The 15,595-nt window shown below is 70.3% G+C and carries 17 protein-coding genes, 1 tRNA gene and 1 pseudogene; 18 read left to right on the plus strand and 1 reads right to left on the minus strand.

The annotated features are described in order from the left end of the window. Positions 1 to 13: 13 nt before the first annotated feature. The 11 genes and pseudogenes from RMT89_RS26170 (at position 14) to RMT89_RS26220 (ending at position 5,758) form a co-directional block, all read left to right on the plus strand. The gene (locus tag RMT89_RS26170) at positions 14 to 199 is read left to right on the plus strand and encodes a hypothetical protein (protein ID WP_315886236.1); all 186 of its coding nucleotides are present in this window, start codon (positions 14 to 16) and stop codon (positions 197 to 199) included. A gap of 9 nt (positions 200 to 208) precedes the next feature. Further along, complete coding sequence (locus tag RMT89_RS26175; RefSeq protein WP_315886237.1) at positions 209 to 379, plus strand: hypothetical protein; 171 nt, start codon at positions 209 to 211, stop codon at positions 377 to 379. A gap of 74 nt (positions 380 to 453) precedes the next feature. Continuing rightward, the gene (locus RMT89_RS26180) at positions 454 to 1,116 is read left to right on the plus strand and encodes a DUF2637 domain-containing protein (protein WP_315886238.1); all 663 of its coding nucleotides are present in this window, start codon (positions 454 to 456) and stop codon (positions 1,114 to 1,116) included. Positions 1,117 to 1,136: 20 nt separating this feature from the next. Continuing rightward, complete coding sequence (locus RMT89_RS26185; protein ID WP_315886239.1) at positions 1,137 to 1,346, plus strand: mobile element transfer protein; 210 nt, start codon at positions 1,137 to 1,139, stop codon at positions 1,344 to 1,346. Positions 1,347 to 1,350: 4 nt separating this feature from the next. After that, on the plus strand, positions 1,351 to 1,506 hold the full coding sequence (locus RMT89_RS26190) for a hypothetical protein (protein ID WP_315886240.1): 156 nt from the start codon (positions 1,351 to 1,353) through the stop codon (positions 1,504 to 1,506). 24 nt (positions 1,507 to 1,530) lie between these two features. After that, a complete protein-coding gene (locus RMT89_RS26195) occupies positions 1,531 to 1,848 on the plus strand; it encodes a SpdD-like protein (protein WP_315886241.1) in 318 nt (105 codons plus the stop codon). A gap of 93 nt (positions 1,849 to 1,941) precedes the next feature. Continuing rightward, positions 1,942 to 2,133 (plus strand): hypothetical protein, encoded by a 192-nt coding sequence (locus RMT89_RS26200; RefSeq protein WP_315886242.1) that lies wholly within the window; start codon positions 1,942 to 1,944, stop codon positions 2,131 to 2,133. Continuing rightward, positions 2,130 to 2,822: a DNA methylase gene (locus tag RMT89_RS26205; RefSeq protein ID WP_315886243.1), complete on the plus strand. Its 693-nt coding sequence runs from the start codon at positions 2,130 to 2,132 to the stop codon at positions 2,820 to 2,822. The genes RMT89_RS26200 and RMT89_RS26205 overlap by 4 nt, the downstream gene beginning before the upstream one ends. 50 nt (positions 2,823 to 2,872) lie before the next feature. Further along, positions 2,873 to 4,203, plus strand: a pseudogene (gene repSA, locus RMT89_RS26210) (replication initiator protein RepSA). 11 nt (positions 4,204 to 4,214) lie between these two features. After that, entirely contained in the window at positions 4,215 to 4,388 is a 174-nt protein-coding gene (locus tag RMT89_RS26215; RefSeq protein ID WP_315886286.1) for a helix-turn-helix domain-containing protein, read from the plus strand. Further along, a complete protein-coding gene (locus RMT89_RS26220; RefSeq protein WP_315886244.1) occupies positions 4,385 to 5,758 on the plus strand; it encodes a tyrosine-type recombinase/integrase in 1,374 nt (457 codons plus the stop codon). Before RMT89_RS26215 ends, RMT89_RS26220 begins: the two co-directional genes overlap by 4 nt. A gap of 218 nt (positions 5,759 to 5,976) precedes the next feature. On the opposite strand, the gene RMT89_RS26225 is transcribed toward RMT89_RS26220, so the two are convergent. Further along, positions 5,977 to 6,048, minus strand: a tRNA-Arg gene (locus tag RMT89_RS26225). A gap of 183 nt (positions 6,049 to 6,231) precedes the next feature. On the opposite strand from RMT89_RS26225, the gene RMT89_RS26230 reads away from it, so the two are divergent. From RMT89_RS26230 to rho, 7 genes are all read left to right on the plus strand, one after another. Beyond that, positions 6,232 to 6,684, plus strand: coding sequence for a response regulator (locus RMT89_RS26230; RefSeq protein WP_399498486.1), 453 nt, complete (start codon positions 6,232 to 6,234; stop codon positions 6,682 to 6,684). Positions 6,685 to 6,783: 99 nt separating this feature from the next. Beyond that, the gene (gene nrtL / locus RMT89_RS26235; RefSeq protein ID WP_315886246.1) at positions 6,784 to 8,085 is read left to right on the plus strand and encodes an ArgS-related anticodon-binding protein NrtL; all 1,302 of its coding nucleotides are present in this window, start codon (positions 6,784 to 6,786) and stop codon (positions 8,083 to 8,085) included. 16 nt (positions 8,086 to 8,101) lie between these two features. Next, positions 8,102 to 9,493 (plus strand): diaminopimelate decarboxylase, encoded by a 1,392-nt coding sequence (lysA, locus tag RMT89_RS26240; protein ID WP_315886247.1) that lies wholly within the window; start codon positions 8,102 to 8,104, stop codon positions 9,491 to 9,493. Between the two features lie 144 nt (positions 9,494 to 9,637). Further along, complete coding sequence (locus tag RMT89_RS26245) at positions 9,638 to 10,930, plus strand: homoserine dehydrogenase (RefSeq protein ID WP_315886248.1); 1,293 nt, start codon at positions 9,638 to 9,640, stop codon at positions 10,928 to 10,930. Positions 10,931 to 10,936: 6 nt separating this feature from the next. Continuing rightward, positions 10,937 to 11,995: a threonine synthase gene (gene thrC, locus RMT89_RS26250; RefSeq protein WP_315886249.1), complete on the plus strand. Its 1,059-nt coding sequence runs from the start codon at positions 10,937 to 10,939 to the stop codon at positions 11,993 to 11,995. A 223-nt stretch (positions 11,996 to 12,218) separates the two neighbouring features. Beyond that, positions 12,219 to 13,136, plus strand: a complete 918-nt coding sequence (thrB, locus tag RMT89_RS26255) for a homoserine kinase (RefSeq protein WP_315886250.1) — start codon at positions 12,219 to 12,221, stop codon at positions 13,134 to 13,136. A gap of 402 nt (positions 13,137 to 13,538) precedes the next feature. Beyond that, entirely contained in the window at positions 13,539 to 15,572 is a 2,034-nt protein-coding gene (gene rho, locus RMT89_RS26260) for a transcription termination factor Rho (protein WP_315886251.1), read from the plus strand. Positions 15,573 to 15,595: the final 23 nt, after the last annotated feature.

A 15,595-nucleotide genomic window follows, 5' to 3' on the forward strand; every position in this document is an offset into this window, starting at 1 on the left:
CGAAGGAGATCCCATGAGCCGTGAATCGTTCACCGACGACCTGTACCGGCTGACCAAGCTCAGCAACGACATCAGCGAGTACGAACGCACGTCGGGCTCGGACGACTTCTCGCAGACCGTGCGCGGCGCACTCCATGCGCAGCACACCGGCAACACGACTGAGGCGGGCTCCGGCTACCCCCGCCGCTACCCGAAGTAGGGGGACCCGATGGTGGCCGCGCGCAAGACCGCCAAGCCCGCGACGAAACAGTGCCCGCCGTGCAAGGGCACTGGCGAGGTCTCCCGCACCGTCCACGTCGGCCGCAAGCACCGCCCCGTCGGCCAACAGACCGGGATCTGCCTGGCTTGCCTCGGCTCCGGCGAAGCCTCCACCGACTGAACCCCGCCGGGGCTGGGCGGCCGGACTCGATCCCCGCCCCGCCCTGGTCCAACCCCGCAAAGGGAGGTGACGACATGAACCGCCAGATCCGCCCGGACGCCGTCCTCGTACAGGCCGTGATCGCCGGTGCCCTGTCCTTCGCCCACCTGCACGACCTCGCCCAAGCCGCCGGACAGACCGGCTGGAAAGCCTGGGCCTACCCCGTCTCCGTCGACCTGCTCTTGGTCGCCGCGTGGCGCCGACTCCGCACCGACGGCCCGTCCCGGCTGGCCTGGTGCTGGTTCCTGGTCGCCCTGGTCGCCTCGCTCGGCGCGAACGTCGCCACCGCCGGCTTCCTCGACCTGAACCACCCGCCCGCCCTGCTCCGCCTCGGCGTCGCCGGCTGGCCCGCGCTCGCCTTCCTCGGCGGCACCCTGCTCGCCCACAGCCCCACACCCCAACCGGCAACCGGCGACCACGACCACTCTGCGGATGCCCCTGAGCCGGCCACGGTGACGCGCGCCCCGGAGCCGGTCGCCGAACCCGAGCCGATCCCCGCCGCCGAACCGGTCCCGGCGCTGCCGGAAGCCCCCGCCGCTCCCGCTGTCCAGGCCCCGCCGGCGCTCGTGGCGCACGCCCGCCGGCTCGCCGACGACCACCAGGCGCGCACTGGCTCGCCGATCGACCTCGACACCCTGCGCGCCCGCCTCAACGTCCCACCCGCCATGGCCGACGCCATCGCCGCTCAACTCACCTGATTCAGAAAGGACTTGAAGCCATGGGTTTCCTCTTCCAGCGCCTCGTGCGCTACGGCCCCGTCGAGATCGGCCGCGCCCTCACCCGGGACGGCGAGAAGGGCTACATCGCCTCCTGCACCGCCGACCAGTGCGGCTGGTCGGCCGAGTACGTCAGCTACGGCGCGGTCTGCATCGCGGCCAAGGGCCACCGCTGCCAGATCAAGAGCAAGTACGAGAACCGAAGGAGCTAACGCCATGTCCGTGCCGCTGTGGTTCTTCATCGCCTGCCTGGCCGTGGTCGGCGTCAAGCTCATCCGCCCACCGCTCTGGCTCGTGCTCGTCCTGCTGATCGGCGGCTACATCCTCGCCGGCAGCCTCCTCGCCCCGACCATCGACCCGTTCGTCAAGTAACCATCTCCAGAGGGGAGTTGACCGATGCTCCGCCCCAAGATCCCGACCATGCCCATCCCGACCGGCCATGCGGCTCCGCCCGCCGTGGTCGAGCCGACTGCCGTAACTCCGGCTGCCCAGACCCCGCCGCCCGCCGCGCCGGCGCCGGCGCCGTCCCGACCGGTGGTCCAGCTCACCCCTGGCACCGTGATCGCCCTCGTCGGCGGCGGCACCGCCGTGGTCCTCGTCGTCGGCGCCGTCCTGGTCTCCATGCTCCTCGCGGTCGCCATCACCGGCGCCTCGGTCGCCGTGTGCGCCGTTGTCCTGCGCTCGCTGCTGGCCTCCGACGCAAACCGACGCTGACCGGCCCCCGGAGCGGCTTCGGTCGCCAAACTTCCGCCGCTCCGGGCGCCTTCCACCTTCCCGATCCACTGGACCCGAAAGGCAAGGCCCATCATGCCGAAGAACGCCCCGAACGCGCGCGTCTGCCGCGACTGCGACGGCTTCGCCTCCGCCAAGGTCACCCTCGGCGGACGCGACCGCCGAGGCCACCTGTGCACCATCACGACCCATTGCCCGGCCTGCCACGGCACCGGCACCGCGCCGGCTCGCCGGCCTCGCCTGACGGACTGGGCGGTCGCCGCATGAACGGCCCTCACGTCCTGGACCTGTTCTCCTGCGCCGGTGGCGCCGGCTGGGGATACCACCTCGCCGGGTTCGAGGTCGACGGCTGCGACATCGCCGACCGCCCGAACTACCCCTTCGACTACCACCGAGGCGACGCCCTCGAATACCTCGCCCACCTGATCTACACCGGCGACATCGAGCGGTACACCCTCGTGCACGCCTCCCCACCCTGCCAGGCTGGCTGTGCCCTGACCGTGGGCACTAATGCCTCCCAGGGCTGGGGTGGAACGCACGAAGACCTCGTAGCCCCAACTCGCGCCCTGCTCGATCGGTCCGGTCTGCCGTACGTGATCGAACAGCCCAACGGCAAAGCGAAGATCCGCAAAGACCTCACCCTGTGCGGGGAGATATTCGGGCTCGGTGTCCTGCGTCACCGCAACTTCGAGCTGGGCGGCTGGGGTGCCGTGCAACCGGCGCACCCCCGTCACCGCGGCTACGTGCGGGGACACCGCCACGGCGTCCGCCGCGAGGGCCCGTATGTGGCCGCGTACGGCAAGGGTGGCGGCAAGGCCACCGTCCCCGAGATGCAGCAGGCGATGGGCATCACGTGGACCGACGTGCATGAGGAACTGACCGAGTCCATTCCTCCGGCCTACACGCGGTGGATCGGCACTGCCTTCCTGACCGCCCGTCAGGAGGTGTTGGTGTGATCGACACCGCCACCCCGGCGGCCGGTCTGGATGCGGCCACCCTCGGCGACATGCTGCGGGTGGCCGGCTCGGCCGACTTCGACCGCTGGCAGGACCAGACCCGCCGAACCGGCGGCTGCTCCGACCCGATCCACCTCACCGGCTGGTCGATCACCAAAGACAAGGCCACTGGCGAGACGCTGCGGAACTACACCACCGACACCGAACCGGGCGGCCGGCTGCGCATCGCCTGCGGTAACCGCCGTGCCTCTCGCTGCCCGTCCTGCGCCTGGACGTACGCCGGCGACACCTTCCACCTCATCCGCGCCGGGCTCGTCGGCGACACCCGGCATGAGATCCCCGCCACGATTCGGCACCGGCCCCGCGTCTTCGCCACCCTCACCGCGCCGTCCTTCGGCCCCGTCCACAACCGCCCCACACACGGCGTCTGCCGCTGCGGCACTGCCCACCGCGACGACGACCCGGCGCTCGGCACACCGCTCGATCCCGACGCGTACGACTACGCCGGGGCAGTCCTGTTCAACAACCGGCAGGCGAGCTGTGGCACCGCTTCGTCAACCGGCTGCGCCGCGAGATCGCCGCCCAGGTCGGCATCACACAGAAAGTGTTCAAAGAGGTCGCCCGGTTGTCCTACGGCAAGGTCGCCGAGTTCCAAAAGCGCGGCGCCGTCCACTTCCACGCCGTGATCCGCCTTGACGGACCCGACGGCCCCGACACCGCACCGCCCTCCTGGGCGAGCACGGAACTGCTCACCCGTGCCATCCGCGCCGCCGCGGCGCATCCGTACGTCACTGCCGAGGTCCCCGCGCGGGCAGCCGCCGGCTTCCCCGACGGGTGGAAGCTGCGCTGGGGGCGACAGCTCGACATCCGGCCCATCAAGGCGTTCGGCGACGGCTCCGAGATCACCGAACAGGCCGTGGCCTCCTACGTCGCCAAGTACGCCACCAAAGCCGCCGAGAACACCGGTACCGTCGACCGGCGCATCGGCAACCGCGAGGCCATCGTCCTCCTTGGCTTGCCCGACCACCCCCGCCGCCTCATCGAAGCCTGCTTCGACCTCGACGCGGCCTACCCGGATCGCCGGCTGACCGCGTGGGCGCACATGCTCGGCTTCCGCGGTCATTTCAGCTCCAAGTCCCGCCGCTACTCCACCACTCTCAGCGTGTTGCGGCAGATCCGCGCCGACTACCGCGCCGCGCAGGAACGCGAAGCCCTCGGCCTCGACGGCCACGAGCCGGACACCGTGCTCGTCCTCGCCTCCTGGCAATACGCCGGCCACGGCCACACCCCCGGCGAATCCGCCCTCGCCGCATCCATCGCCCGAGATCTCCAACTCAACCGCGAAACCGCCCGCGAAGCCTTGGAAGGAGAACTGGTGTGAAGGACGAGCTGATGACAGTCGATGAGATCCGCGTTGAGCTCAAGGGCATCTCACGCCGTACGTTCTACCGCTGGCGCGAACTCGGGCAGGCTCCACAGGCCTTCAAGCTGCCTAATGGCGAACTGAGGGTGTGGCGGAGTGAATTCACGGCTTGGCTGAACAGTCGGGAAAGGGCGGCGGCATGAAGTCGCTCGACGTGAAGGTCTGGGGCGTACGGAAGAGGAACACCAAGAAGACGTCCTATGACGTCAGGTGGATTGTCGCCGGGAACGTGTTCTCGGAGCAGTTCCGCACCAAGGGACTTGCCGACAACTACCGTTCCAAGCTTCTCCGCGCCATGCGTGACGGCGAGGAATTCGACACGGTGGCCGGACTGCCGGATTCGATGGTCGAAAAGGCGCCCTCGATGACGTGGTACGCCTTCGCCTTGAAGTACCTCGCCATGAAGTGGCCGCACGCTGCGCCGACCACGCGCGACGGGATCAACGAGTCGCTGACCGCGGTGACCGTGGCGCTTCTCGACGACCGTCCGGGACGACCGGCCGACGAACTGCTGAGGAAGGCTCTCCGGAACTGGGCCTTCGTCCTGCCCGGTCCTGACGACCGCGAGTTGCCGACAGAGATCGCGAACACGCTGCACTGGGTGGCCAAAGCTTCGCGTCCGCTCTCGGACCTCGGCGACGCAGCGATCGGCAGGGTCGTGCTGGACTCGTTGAAGCTGAAGCTCGACGGGACGGCGGCGGCTGCGGAAACCGTGCGACGCAAGCGGCGGACGCTCGTCAACGCGATGCACTACGCGGTGGACCTCGGCGAATTCAAAGAGAATCCGATTACCTCGGTTCGCTGGAAGAAGCCGAAGGTTGTCAAGGAAGTTGACCCCCGCGTGGTCGCCAACCCCGAACAAGCTCGGGCCATGTTGGCCGCAGTCTCTTACATCGGCGGCTATGGCCGGGCGCGTGGTCGTCGACTTGTCGGCCTCTTTGCCTGCATGTACTACGGTGCATTCCGTCCGGCCGAAGCTGTTGGTCTCAAAGAGGCGGACCTGAAGTTGCCGGAAGGGGGCTGGGGGACGGCGCTGCTGAATAGCACTCGTCCGAGCGTCGGCAAGCGGTGGACCGACTCAGGCGAAACGCACGACGATCGCGGCCTGAAGAACCGGCCCGTGGAAGAGGTCCGGCCCGTGCCGATCCCACCCCATCTCGTCGCGATCCTGCGGGATCACATCGACACCTTCGGCGTAGCTGATGACGGACGCCTGTTCACCAACGAGCGCGGGGGAGTGGTCGGCTCCTCGACGTACTTCCGGGTGTGGCAGGAGGCTCGCGCGCTGGCGCTCCCGCCGGCCGTTTTGGCCTCGCCCCTCGCCGCCCGCCCGTACGACCTTCGGCACTCGGCGCTGTCGACGTGGCTCAACTCCGGCGTTGACGCGACCGAGGTAGCCGAGCGCGCGGGCAACAGCGTTGAGGTCCTGCTGAGCCGCTACGCCAAGTGCATCGACGGTCGGCAGGAGATCGCCAACCGCAAGATCGAAGAGCTGTTGCGCGAGTACGAGTGATCCCACATGTGCCGCGCTAGGCTTCAGGCCCCTGGATCCGTCCGGGGGCCTTCGCCGTTCCTGTGGCTGACCAGGGACGATGCATCAAGATCGTGTCCACGAATAGTCCACGGACCCCGACATAGGGCCGCTCAGGGCTGCATACGGCTGCACATACGCGAAGACCCCGTCCTCAGCAAAAGCGCTGATGGCGGGGTCTTTGGGCACCTCATAAAGGGTGCCCCCGGCAGGATTCGAACCTGCGCACACGGCTCCGGAGGCCGTTGCTCTATCCCCTGAGCTACGGGGGCGTGTCGGGCGCCTTGCTTGGCGGCGACGGGTAGAACCCTACCAGCTCGTCCGGGGTGTTCATGAACCGGTTTTCCGGCGGGTGTGGTCGCCCGCACGGGGTGGAAGTGGGCAAAACCCGGACGCGGTGGCCGGTCCGGACCTACTCTCAACTTGTGCCAGGCGCGTCGGGCCGGGTGCTTGTTGTGGACGACAACAAGGTCATCCGGCAGCTGATCAGGGTCAATCTCGAGCTGGAGGGCTTTGAGGTCGTGACCGCGGCCGATGGTGCCGAGTGTCTGGATGTCGTTGATCAGGTGCGTCCGGACGTCGTCACCCTCGATGTCGTCATGCCCCGCCTTGACGGGCTGCGCACCGCCGCGCGGCTCCGTGCCGATCCCCGAACCCGTGATCTGCCCCTCGCCATCGTCAGCGCCTGTACGCAGTACGAGGTCGACAGCGGCCTCGACGTCGGTGTCGACGCCTTCCTCGCCAAGCCCTTCGAACCTGCCGAACTCGTCAGCCTCGTACGCAAGCTGATCGAGCGGAAGCAGCGGGGAGAGGGCGAGGACGAGGAGGAGGGCGGTCCGTTGTTCGGGGGCGTCCTGGGGGCCGGGGCCAGAGCCAGTGCGGGGGACTCCCGGCGGGGTGGCGGCTGAGCGGTCGTGTGTGGGGCCGTCCCACCCCGCCGTCCACATCCCGGACCATCGGCCAAACCCGCTCGCTTACCCACCCCCCTTCTCCCATACGCTTGTCCCGTGACCCCCGTCGAGCTCTCCCGTACCGTGCTGCGCGCGGTGCGTCGTGCTGTCGACGAGGGGGAGCTGCGGGTGGCCGTGCCGGAGCGGGCGCTGGTGACCGTGCCCGGGCCCGGTGGGTGTGGGGACTACGCCACCAACATCGCGCTTCAGCTCGCCCGCCCGGCCGGGCGGACGCCCCGGCACGTCGCCGAGATTCTGCGGCCGCACCTCGTCGGGGTGGACGGGGTCACTGACGTCGTCGTCACCGGGCCCGGGTTCATCAATTTCAGTCTTCGCGCCACGGCGCCCACCGCACTCGTCGAGGAGATCCTGCGGCGCGGACCCCGGTACGGCTTCGCCGACGGGCCCACCGGGCAGGTCGTGCAGCTGCACTGCCCGCACGAGGTTCGCGCCGTCGTCGTCATGGACGTCGTCCGCCGGCTTCTGCGGTCGCAGGGTGCCCTCGTGCGGACCAGCTGTGAGGCCCCGCCCGAGCCGGAGTGGCAGGACGTGCTCGGCGTGCGCGTCGATGCCGCCGGCAGGCCCGACGCCCCGGCGCCGCTCGATATCAACGTACGGCCCGTTCCCGCATCCGCCGATCCGGTCCCGCTCGGCCGGGACGCCGCCCGCTGGGCGCTGCTCCACCCGGCCGCCCACGACCGGCCCCGCATCACCGACGAGCACCTCGTCCAGCGCGAGGCCAACCCCCTCTTCCGCGTCCGCTACGCCCACGCCCGCACCCGCGCGCTCACACGCAACGCCGCCGACCTCGGCTTCACCGCGGCACCGGGGCCCACCGACGCCGACGCCCACCCCCACCCCCATACGGCCACGCGCAACGCCGACGACCCTGCCCTCACCGCGGCACCGGGGCCCACCGACGCCGCCGGGGCCCACGCCCACCCCCGCACGGCCACGGGTGGCGCCGGCGACCCTGCCCTCACCGCGGCACCGGGGCCCACCGACGCCGCCGAAGCCCACGCCCGAACCCATACGGCCACGCGCAACGCCTCCGACCCCGGCCTCACCACCGCGCCAGGCCCCACCCACCTCCCCAAGGCCCACCCCCTCGTCGCAGCTCTCGCCGATCACCCCCGGATCCTCGCCGTCTCCGCCGCCCGGCACGCCCCCGACCGTCTCGCCCGGCACCTCGTCACCGTCGCCGATGCTGCCCTCGCCTTTCTGCCCGCCGTGCTGCCGCGCGGTGCGGAGAAACCCTCGGCCGCCCACCGTGCCCGGCTCGCTCTTGCCGAAGCCGCCGGGGCGGTGCTGGCCGGTGGCCTGTCCCTGCTCGGCATCGACGCACCCGAACACCTCTGAGGAAGCCACAAGAGTCATGAGCCGTTCCGCACACCCCGCCGGGCCCCGTCACGCCGATGTTCTGCCCGAGGGCCACTACTCCGCCCCGCCGGCCGATCTGAACGCCCTCGACCCCAAGGTGTGGGCCCAGACCGTCACCCGTAACCAGGACGGCGTGGTCACCGTCGGCGGTGTCGACGTGCAGACGCTCGCTGAACAGCACGGCACCCCCGCCTACGTCGTCGACGAGGCCGACTTCCGGGCCCGCGCCCGCGCCTGGCGTACCGCCTTCGGGACCGACGCCGATGTCTTCTACGCGGGCAAGGCCTTCCTCTCCCGCGCCGTCGTCCGGTGGCTGCACGAGGAGGGGCTCAATCTGGACGTGTGCTCCGGGGGCGAGCTCGCCACCGCCCTGTCCGCCGGTATGCCCGCCGACCGCATCGCCTTCCACGGCAACAACAAGTCGGTCGCGGAGATCACCCGGGCCATCGAGAGCGGCGTAGGACGGATCGTCCTCGACTCCTTCCAGGAGATCGTCCGCGTCGCTCACATCGCCCGGGAACTCGGCAAGCGGCAGCGCGTGCAGATCCGTATCACCGTCGGGGTCGAGGCCCACACGCACGAGTTCATCGCCACCGCCCACGAGGACCAGAAGTTCGGCATTCCGCTGGCCGGCGGGCAGGCCGCGGAAGCCGTGCGCCGTGCGCTCCAGCTCGACTCGCTCGAACTCATCGGCATCCACTCCCACATCGGGTCGCAGATCTTCGACATGTCCGGGTTCGAGGTGGCGGCCCATCGCGTCGTCGGGCTGCTCAAGGACATCCGTGACGAGCACGGCGTCGAGCTGCCCGAGATCGACCTCGGCGGCGGGCTCGGTATCGCGTACACGAGTGACGACGACCCCAGCGAGCCGCACGAGATCGCCAAGGCGCTCACCGAGATCGTCACGCGCGAGTGCGAGGCCGCCAAGCTGCGCACCCCGCGCATCTCCGTCGAGCCGGGCCGCGCCATCGTCGGGCCCACCGCCTTCACGCTCTATGAAGTAGGCACCATCAAGCCGCTCGACGGACTGCGTACCTACGTCTCCGTCGATGGCGGCATGTCCGACAACATTCGTACGGCGTTGTACGACGCGGAGTACAGCGTCGCCCTGGTCTCCCGGACCTCCGACGCCGGGCCCATGCTCGCCCGGGTCGTCGGCAAGCACTGCGAGAGCGGGGACATCGTCGTGCGGGACGCGTTCCTGCCCGCCGATCTGGCACCGGGCGACCTGATCGCCGTACCGGCGACCGGTGCCTACTGCCGGTCCATGGCCAGCAATTACAACCACGTGCTGCGGCCGCCCGTCGTGGCCGTGCAGGACGGCGAGGCGCGGGTGATCGTCCGCCGGGAGACGGAGGAGGACCTCCTGCGTCTCGACGTCGGCTGACCCCTGAAGACCGTGGTGGAAGATCTTCTGCCTTCCCCCGCCAACATACTGAAATAGTCGTCTCACGATCCGGACCGGGGATAGAAACTCCGGTCCGGTGAGTGAGACTGGTCCAACCGTAGAAGGTAAAGGAAACGAGGTCGGATGATGCGTACGCGTCCGCTGAAGGTGGCGCTGCTGGGCTGTGGAGTGGTCGGCTCAGAGGTGGCGCGCATCATGACGACGCACGCCGACGACCTCGCCGCCCGCATCGGCGCCCCCGTGGAGCTCGCCGGCGTGGCCGTGCGGCGGCCCGACAAGGTGCGGGAGGGCATCCCGCGCGGGCTCATCACCACCGACGCCACCGCGCTCGTCAAACGCGGGGACATCGACGTCGTCGTCGAGGTCATCGGCGGGATCGAGCCGGCCCGCTCCCTCATCACCACCGCCTTCGAGCACGGCGCCTCCGTCGTCTCCGCCAACAAGGCCCTCCTCGCCCAGGACGGGGCCGACCTGCACGCCGCGGCCGTGGCCCACGGCAAGGACCTCTACTACGAGGCCGCCGTCGCCGGTGCCATCCCGCTGATCCGCCCGCTGCGCGAGTCCCTCGCCGGCGACAAGGTCAACCGCGTGCTCGGCATCGTCAACGGCACGACGAACTTCATCCTCGACAAGATGGACTCGACCGGGGCCGGGTACCAGGAGGCCCTCGACGAGGCCACGGCCCTTGGGTACGCGGAAGCCGACCCCACCGCCGACGTCGAAGGCTTCGACGCCGCCGCCAAGGCCGCCATCCTCGCCGGAATCGCCTTCCACACGCGCGTGCGCCTCGACGACGTCTACCGCGAGGGCATGACCGAGGTGACCGCGGCCGACTTCGCCTCCGCCAAGGAGATGGGCTGCACCATCAAGCTGCTCGCCATCTGCGAGCGGGCCGAGGACGGTCGGTCGGTCACCGCGCGCGTGCATCCCGCGATGATCCCGCTCACGCACCCGCTCGCCTCCGTGCGCGGCGCGTACAACGCCGTCTTCGTCGAGTCGGACGCCTCCGGCCAGCTCATGTTCTACGGCCCCGGCGCGGGCGGCTCCCCGACCGCCTCCGCCGTCCTCGGCGACCTCGTCGCCGTCTGCCGCAACCGGCTCAGCGGCACCACCGGACCCGGCGAGTCCGCGTACGCCGCCCTGCCCGTCTCCGGCATGGGCGATGTCGTCACGCGCTACCACATCAGCCTCGACGTCGCCGACAAACCGGGAGTTCTCGCCCAGGTGGCGACGGTCTTCGCCGAGCACGGTGTCTCGATCGATACCGTTCGCCAGCAGGGGAAGGACGGCGAGGCGTCCCTCGTCGTCGTGACCCACCGTGCGTCCGACGCGGCCCTCGGCGGCACCGTCGAGGCGTTGCGCAAGCTCGACACCGTGCGCGGTGTCGCCAGCATCATGCGGGTTGAAGGAGAGTAACCAGCAATGACCCACCAGTGGCGCGGAATCATCGAGGAGTACCGGGACCGTCTCCCGGTATCCGACACCACGCCGGTCGTGACGCTCCGCGAGGGCGGCACGCCGCTCGTGCCCGCGCAGGTGCTCTCCGAGCGCACGGGCTGCGAGGTCCACCTGAAGGTGGAGGGCGCCAACCCCACCGGCTCCTTCAAGGACCGCGGTATGACCATGGCCATCACGCGGGCCAAGGAGGAGGGTGCGAAGGCGGTCATCTGCGCCTCCACCGGCAACACGTCGGCCTCCGCCGCCGCCTATGCCGTACGCGCGGGAATGGTTTCGGCCGTTCTCGTGCCGCAGGGCAAGATCGCGCTCGGCAAGATGGGCCAGGCGCTGGTGCACGGCGCGAAGATCCTCCAGGTCGACGGAAACTTCGACGACTGCCTCGACCTCGCCCGCGCGCTCAGCGACAACTACCCCGTGGCGCTGGTCAATTCGGTCAACCCGGTACGTATCGAGGGCCAGAAGACGGCCGCGTTCGAGATCGTGGACATGCTCGGCGACGCCCCCGACATCCACGTCCTGCCGGTCGGGAACGCGGGCAACATCACCGCGTACTGGAAGGGCTACACGGAGTACGCCGCCGACGGTGTCTCGAAGCGGACCCCGCGCATGTGGGGCTTCCAGGCGTCCGGCTCCGCGCCCATCGTGCGCGGTGAGGTCGTCAAGGACCCGTCGACGATCGCCACCGCGATCCGGATCGGCAACCCCGCCTCGTGGCAGTACGCGCTCGCGGCGCGGGACGAGTCCGGCGGCCTCATCGACGAGGTGACGGACCGTGAGATCCTGCGCGCCTACCGGCTGTTGGCCGCCCAGGAGGGCGTCTTCGTGGAGCCCGCGTCCGCCGCGTCCGTCGCCGGTCTGCTGAAGGCCGCCGAGCTGGGCTTGGTCGACCCGGGCCAGACGATCGTGTGCACCGTGACCGGCAACGGTCTGAAGGACCCCGACTGGGCCGTCGCGGGCGCCCCGCAGCCCGTCACCGTCCCCGTCGACGCGGCCACGGCGGCCGAGCGGCTGGGCCTGGCCTGATCAGCGGCACGGGGGGTGCACAGGGGGCTTACGACACGCATCGTGCGCCTCCTGTGCGCCCTATGTCGCCACTGAACCTTCCTTCGATAGGCTGTACCGAACCCGCCCGCCGCATATGCCCGAGCATCCGGCGGGGCGCCGCGCCGTCTCCACGGCCCGAGGGTCCTCACGTACGTATCGAATGTCTTCGACAATCACGCAGCTCAAGGAGAGTCATCGAGCGATGGCCGGTCCAGCCTTCCGCGCCGCCGCCGTCCGGGTGCGCGTCCCCGCCACCAGCGCCAACCTCGGCCCGGGCTTCGACGCCCTCGGCCTGTCGCTGGGGCTGTACGACGACGTGGTCGTCCGGGTGGCCGACTCCGGGCTGCACATCGACATCGCGGGCGAGGGCAGCGAGACGCTCCCGCGTGACGAGAAGCACCTGCTCGTGCGGTCCCTGCGCACCGCCTTCGACCTGCTCGGCGGACAGCCGCGCGGTCTTGAGATCGTCTGCGCCAACCGCATCCCGCACGGCCGCGGCCTCGGTTCCTCCTCCGCCGCCATCTGCGCCGGCATCGTCGCCGCGCGTGCCGTGACCATAGGCGGTGAGTCCCGGCTCGACGACGCCGCGCTGCTGGAGCTCGCCACCGAGATCGAGGGCCACCCCGACAATGTCGCGGCCTGTCTGCTCGGCGGTTTCACGCTCTCCTGGATGGAGTCCGGGGCCGCCCGGGCAATCAGGATGGATCCCGCCGATTCCATCGTTCCGGTGGTTTTCGTGCCCGGGAAGCCGGTCCTCACCGAGACCGCGCGCGGCCTTCTGCCGCGCACCGTGCCGCATGTCGACGCCGCCACCAACGCGGGCCGTGCCGCCCTGCTCGTCGAGGCCCTCACCCGGCGCCCCGAGCTGCTGCTGCCCGCCACCGAGGACCGTCTGCACCAGGAGTACCGCGCCCCGGCCATGCCGGAGAGCGCCGCACTGGTGGAGCGGCTGCGGGCCGACGGGATCCCCGCGGTGATCTCCGGAGCGGGACCGACCGTGCTGGCGCTGGCCGATGACGACAGCGCCGACAAGGTGGCTGATCTGGCAGGCGAGGGCTGGGCCGCCAACCGGCTTGAGCTCGACGCCCAGGGAGCGAGCGTGCTGCCGCTTGCTCCCTGACACACGGTTGCCGGATTTCGAGAGGGGGAATGTTTGTTGGATCCGGTAGTGTTAACCTCAAGTCTGCACCCGACCCCACCATGGCGAGGTGCTTTGTGTCCCCGTCCGGGACAGACATTCTTCCGGGAGCCTCCCAAGCCGCACTGTGTTCCGTACGACGTACGCGGGCAGTACCTCGTACGCGGGCGCTGAGCGACTCGCCGGGCACGCTCCGGAACCGGTGCGACCAAGCCACGTGACACGGACACTCGTCACGGCTTTGGGAAGCGCCATCACCGATATCTCTTCCGCCGCTTTGGGCGGACCACCGCCCCGGCCGGTCCACGACAAGGACCGAAGCCGGACAGCACAACCGGTCGCCGAGCCAGACAGGCCGACGTCCGCTCCAGGGAAGGACCCTTCGTGAGCGACACCACCGATCTGATGGGCGCACGTGTCGAGGAGACCGCTGCCGCGCCCGCCACGGACGCCTCCGCGCCTGCCACCGGTGCCGGCTCCCGGCGGCGCCGCGGTACCGGCCTTGAGGGCATGGTGCTGGCCGAGCTGCAGCAGGTCGCATCCGGCCTCGGCATCAGGGGCACCGCGCGTATGCGCAAGAGCCAGCTGATCGAGGTCATCAAGGAAGCGCAGGCGGGAGGAGGCGCCGCGGCCCCCAAGGCCGACGCCACCGAGACCAAGCCGAAGCGCCGGGCCACCTCCAAGGCCCGTACCGGCGAGGAGGCGCCCGCCAAGAAGGCGGAGAAGGCCGAGGCGCCCGCCGAGAAGGCCGTGGCGCAGCAGCAGATCGAGATCCCCGGCCAGCCGGCCGGCGGCCCCTCCCGCGGGAGCGCTGCCGAGGCCGAGCGTGGGGCGGACGCCCCCGCCGAGCGCCGTCGCCGCCGTGCCACCGCCGAGGCCGGTGCCCCCGCGGCCACCGCGACGGAGACGATCGCCGCCGAGGCCCAGAGCGAGCCGAAGGCCGAGACGCCGGCGCAGCCGCAGGGCGACGCCGGTGAGGGCGGCGAGGGCCGCCGCCGTGACCGCCGTGAGCGCGGCCGGGACCGTGACCGCGGTGAGCGCGGTGACCGTGACCGCGGCGACCGTCGCAAGGGCGACGACCAGCAGGGCGGCCGTCAGGACCGCCAGCAGGGCCAGCAGCAGGGCGGCGGCCGCCAGGACCGCCAGCGCGACAACGCCCCGCAGGACGACGACGACTTCGAGGGCGGCCGCCGGGGCCGTCGCGGGCGTTACCGCGACCGCCGTGGCCGTCGTGGCCGCGACGAGATGGGCGGCGCGGAGCCGCAGATCAACGAGGACGACGTCCTGATCCCCGTCGCGGGCATCCTCGACATCCTCGACAACTACGCCTTCATCCGTACGTCGGGCTACCTCCCGGGCCCCAACGACGTGTACGTCTCCCTCGCCCAGGTCCGCAAGAACGGCCTGCGCAAGGGTGACCATGTCACCGGTGCCGTGCGTCAGCCGAAGGAAGGCGAGCGCCGCGAGAAGTTCAACGCGCTGGTGCGTCTTGACTCCGTCAACGGCATGGCGCCCGAACACGGCCGCGGTCGCCCGGAGTTCAACAAGCTGACGCCGCTGTACCCGCAGGACCGGCTCCGTCTGGAGACCGACCCGGGCGTGCTGACCACCCGCATCATCGACCTCGTGTCGCCGATCGGTAAGGGCCAGCGCGGTCTGATCGTGGCCCCGCCGAAGACCGGCAAGACCATGATCATGCAGGCGATCGCCAACGCGATCACGCACAACAACCCCGAGTGCCACCTGATGGTCGTCCTGGTCGACGAGCGTCCGGAAGAGGTCACCGACATGCAGCGGTCGGTCAAGGGCGAGGTCATCTCCTCGACCTTCGACCGCCCGGCCGAGGACCACACCACGGTCGCCGAGCTCGCCATCGAGCGTGCGAAGCGGCTTGTGGAGCTCGGTCACGACGTGGTGGTCCTGCTGGACTCCATCACGCGTCTGGGCCGTGCGTACAACCTCGCCGCGCCTGCCTCCGGCCGCATCCTGTCCGGTGGTGTCGACTCGACGGCCCTGTACCCGCCGAAGCGCTTCTTCGGTGCGGCCCGCAACATCGAGGACGGCGGCTCGCTGACCATCCTCGCCACCGCCCTGGTGGACACCGGGTCCCGCATGGACGAGGTCATCTTCGAGGAGTTCAAGGGCACCGGCAACGCCGAGCTGAAGCTCGACCGGAAGCTCGCGGACAAGCGGATCTTCCCGGCGGTGGACGTCGACGCGTCCGGTACCCGTAAGGAAGAGATCCTCCTCGCTCCCGACGAGCTCGCCATCGTCTGGAAGCTGCGCCGGGTGCTGCACGCCCTCGACCAGCAGCAGGCGGTGGAGCTGCTCCTCGACAAGATGAAGCAGACGAAGTCGAACGCCGAGTTCCTGATGCAGATCCAGAAGACGACGCCGACGCCGGGCAACGGCGACTAGTCGTCCGGTCGTTCACGAAGAGG

This window comes from Streptomyces sp. P17 (assembly GCF_032436805.1).
In the GTDB taxonomy this organism is placed as follows: Bacteria; Actinomycetota; Actinomycetes; order Streptomycetales; family Streptomycetaceae; genus Streptomyces.

Excerpts from the sequence above, each read along its gene's own strand:
- RMT89_RS26180 (WP_315886238.1), top strand. The coding sequence starts at position 454 with ATGAACCGCCAGATCCGCCCGGACGCCGTCCTCGTACAGGCCGTGATC.
- RMT89_RS26170 (WP_315886236.1), top strand. The coding sequence starts at position 14 with ATGAGCCGTGAATCGTTCACCGACGACCTGTACCGGCTGACCAAGCTC.
- RMT89_RS26175 (WP_315886237.1), top strand. The coding sequence starts at position 209 with ATGGTGGCCGCGCGCAAGACCGCCAAGCCCGCGACGAAACAGTGCCCG.
- thrB (WP_315886250.1), top strand. The coding sequence starts at position 12,219 with ATGGCCGGTCCAGCCTTCCGCGCCGCCGCCGTCCGGGTGCGCGTCCCC.
- RMT89_RS26220 (WP_315886244.1), top strand. The coding sequence starts at position 4,385 with ATGAAGTCGCTCGACGTGAAGGTCTGGGGCGTACGGAAGAGGAACACC.
- RMT89_RS26185 (WP_315886239.1), top strand. The coding sequence starts at position 1,137 with ATGGGTTTCCTCTTCCAGCGCCTCGTGCGCTACGGCCCCGTCGAGATC.
- RMT89_RS26205 (WP_315886243.1), top strand. The coding sequence starts at position 2,130 with ATGAACGGCCCTCACGTCCTGGACCTGTTCTCCTGCGCCGGTGGCGCC.
- RMT89_RS26190 (WP_315886240.1), top strand. The coding sequence starts at position 1,351 with ATGTCCGTGCCGCTGTGGTTCTTCATCGCCTGCCTGGCCGTGGTCGGC.
- RMT89_RS26215 (WP_315886286.1), top strand. The coding sequence starts at position 4,215 with ATGACAGTCGATGAGATCCGCGTTGAGCTCAAGGGCATCTCACGCCGT.
- RMT89_RS26245 (WP_315886248.1), top strand. The coding sequence starts at position 9,638 with ATGATGCGTACGCGTCCGCTGAAGGTGGCGCTGCTGGGCTGTGGAGTG.
- RMT89_RS26200 (WP_315886242.1), top strand. The coding sequence starts at position 1,942 with ATGCCGAAGAACGCCCCGAACGCGCGCGTCTGCCGCGACTGCGACGGC.
- thrC (WP_315886249.1), top strand. The coding sequence starts at position 10,937 with ATGACCCACCAGTGGCGCGGAATCATCGAGGAGTACCGGGACCGTCTC.
- lysA (WP_315886247.1), top strand. The coding sequence starts at position 8,102 with ATGAGCCGTTCCGCACACCCCGCCGGGCCCCGTCACGCCGATGTTCTG.
- RMT89_RS26195 (WP_315886241.1), top strand. The coding sequence starts at position 1,531 with ATGCTCCGCCCCAAGATCCCGACCATGCCCATCCCGACCGGCCATGCG.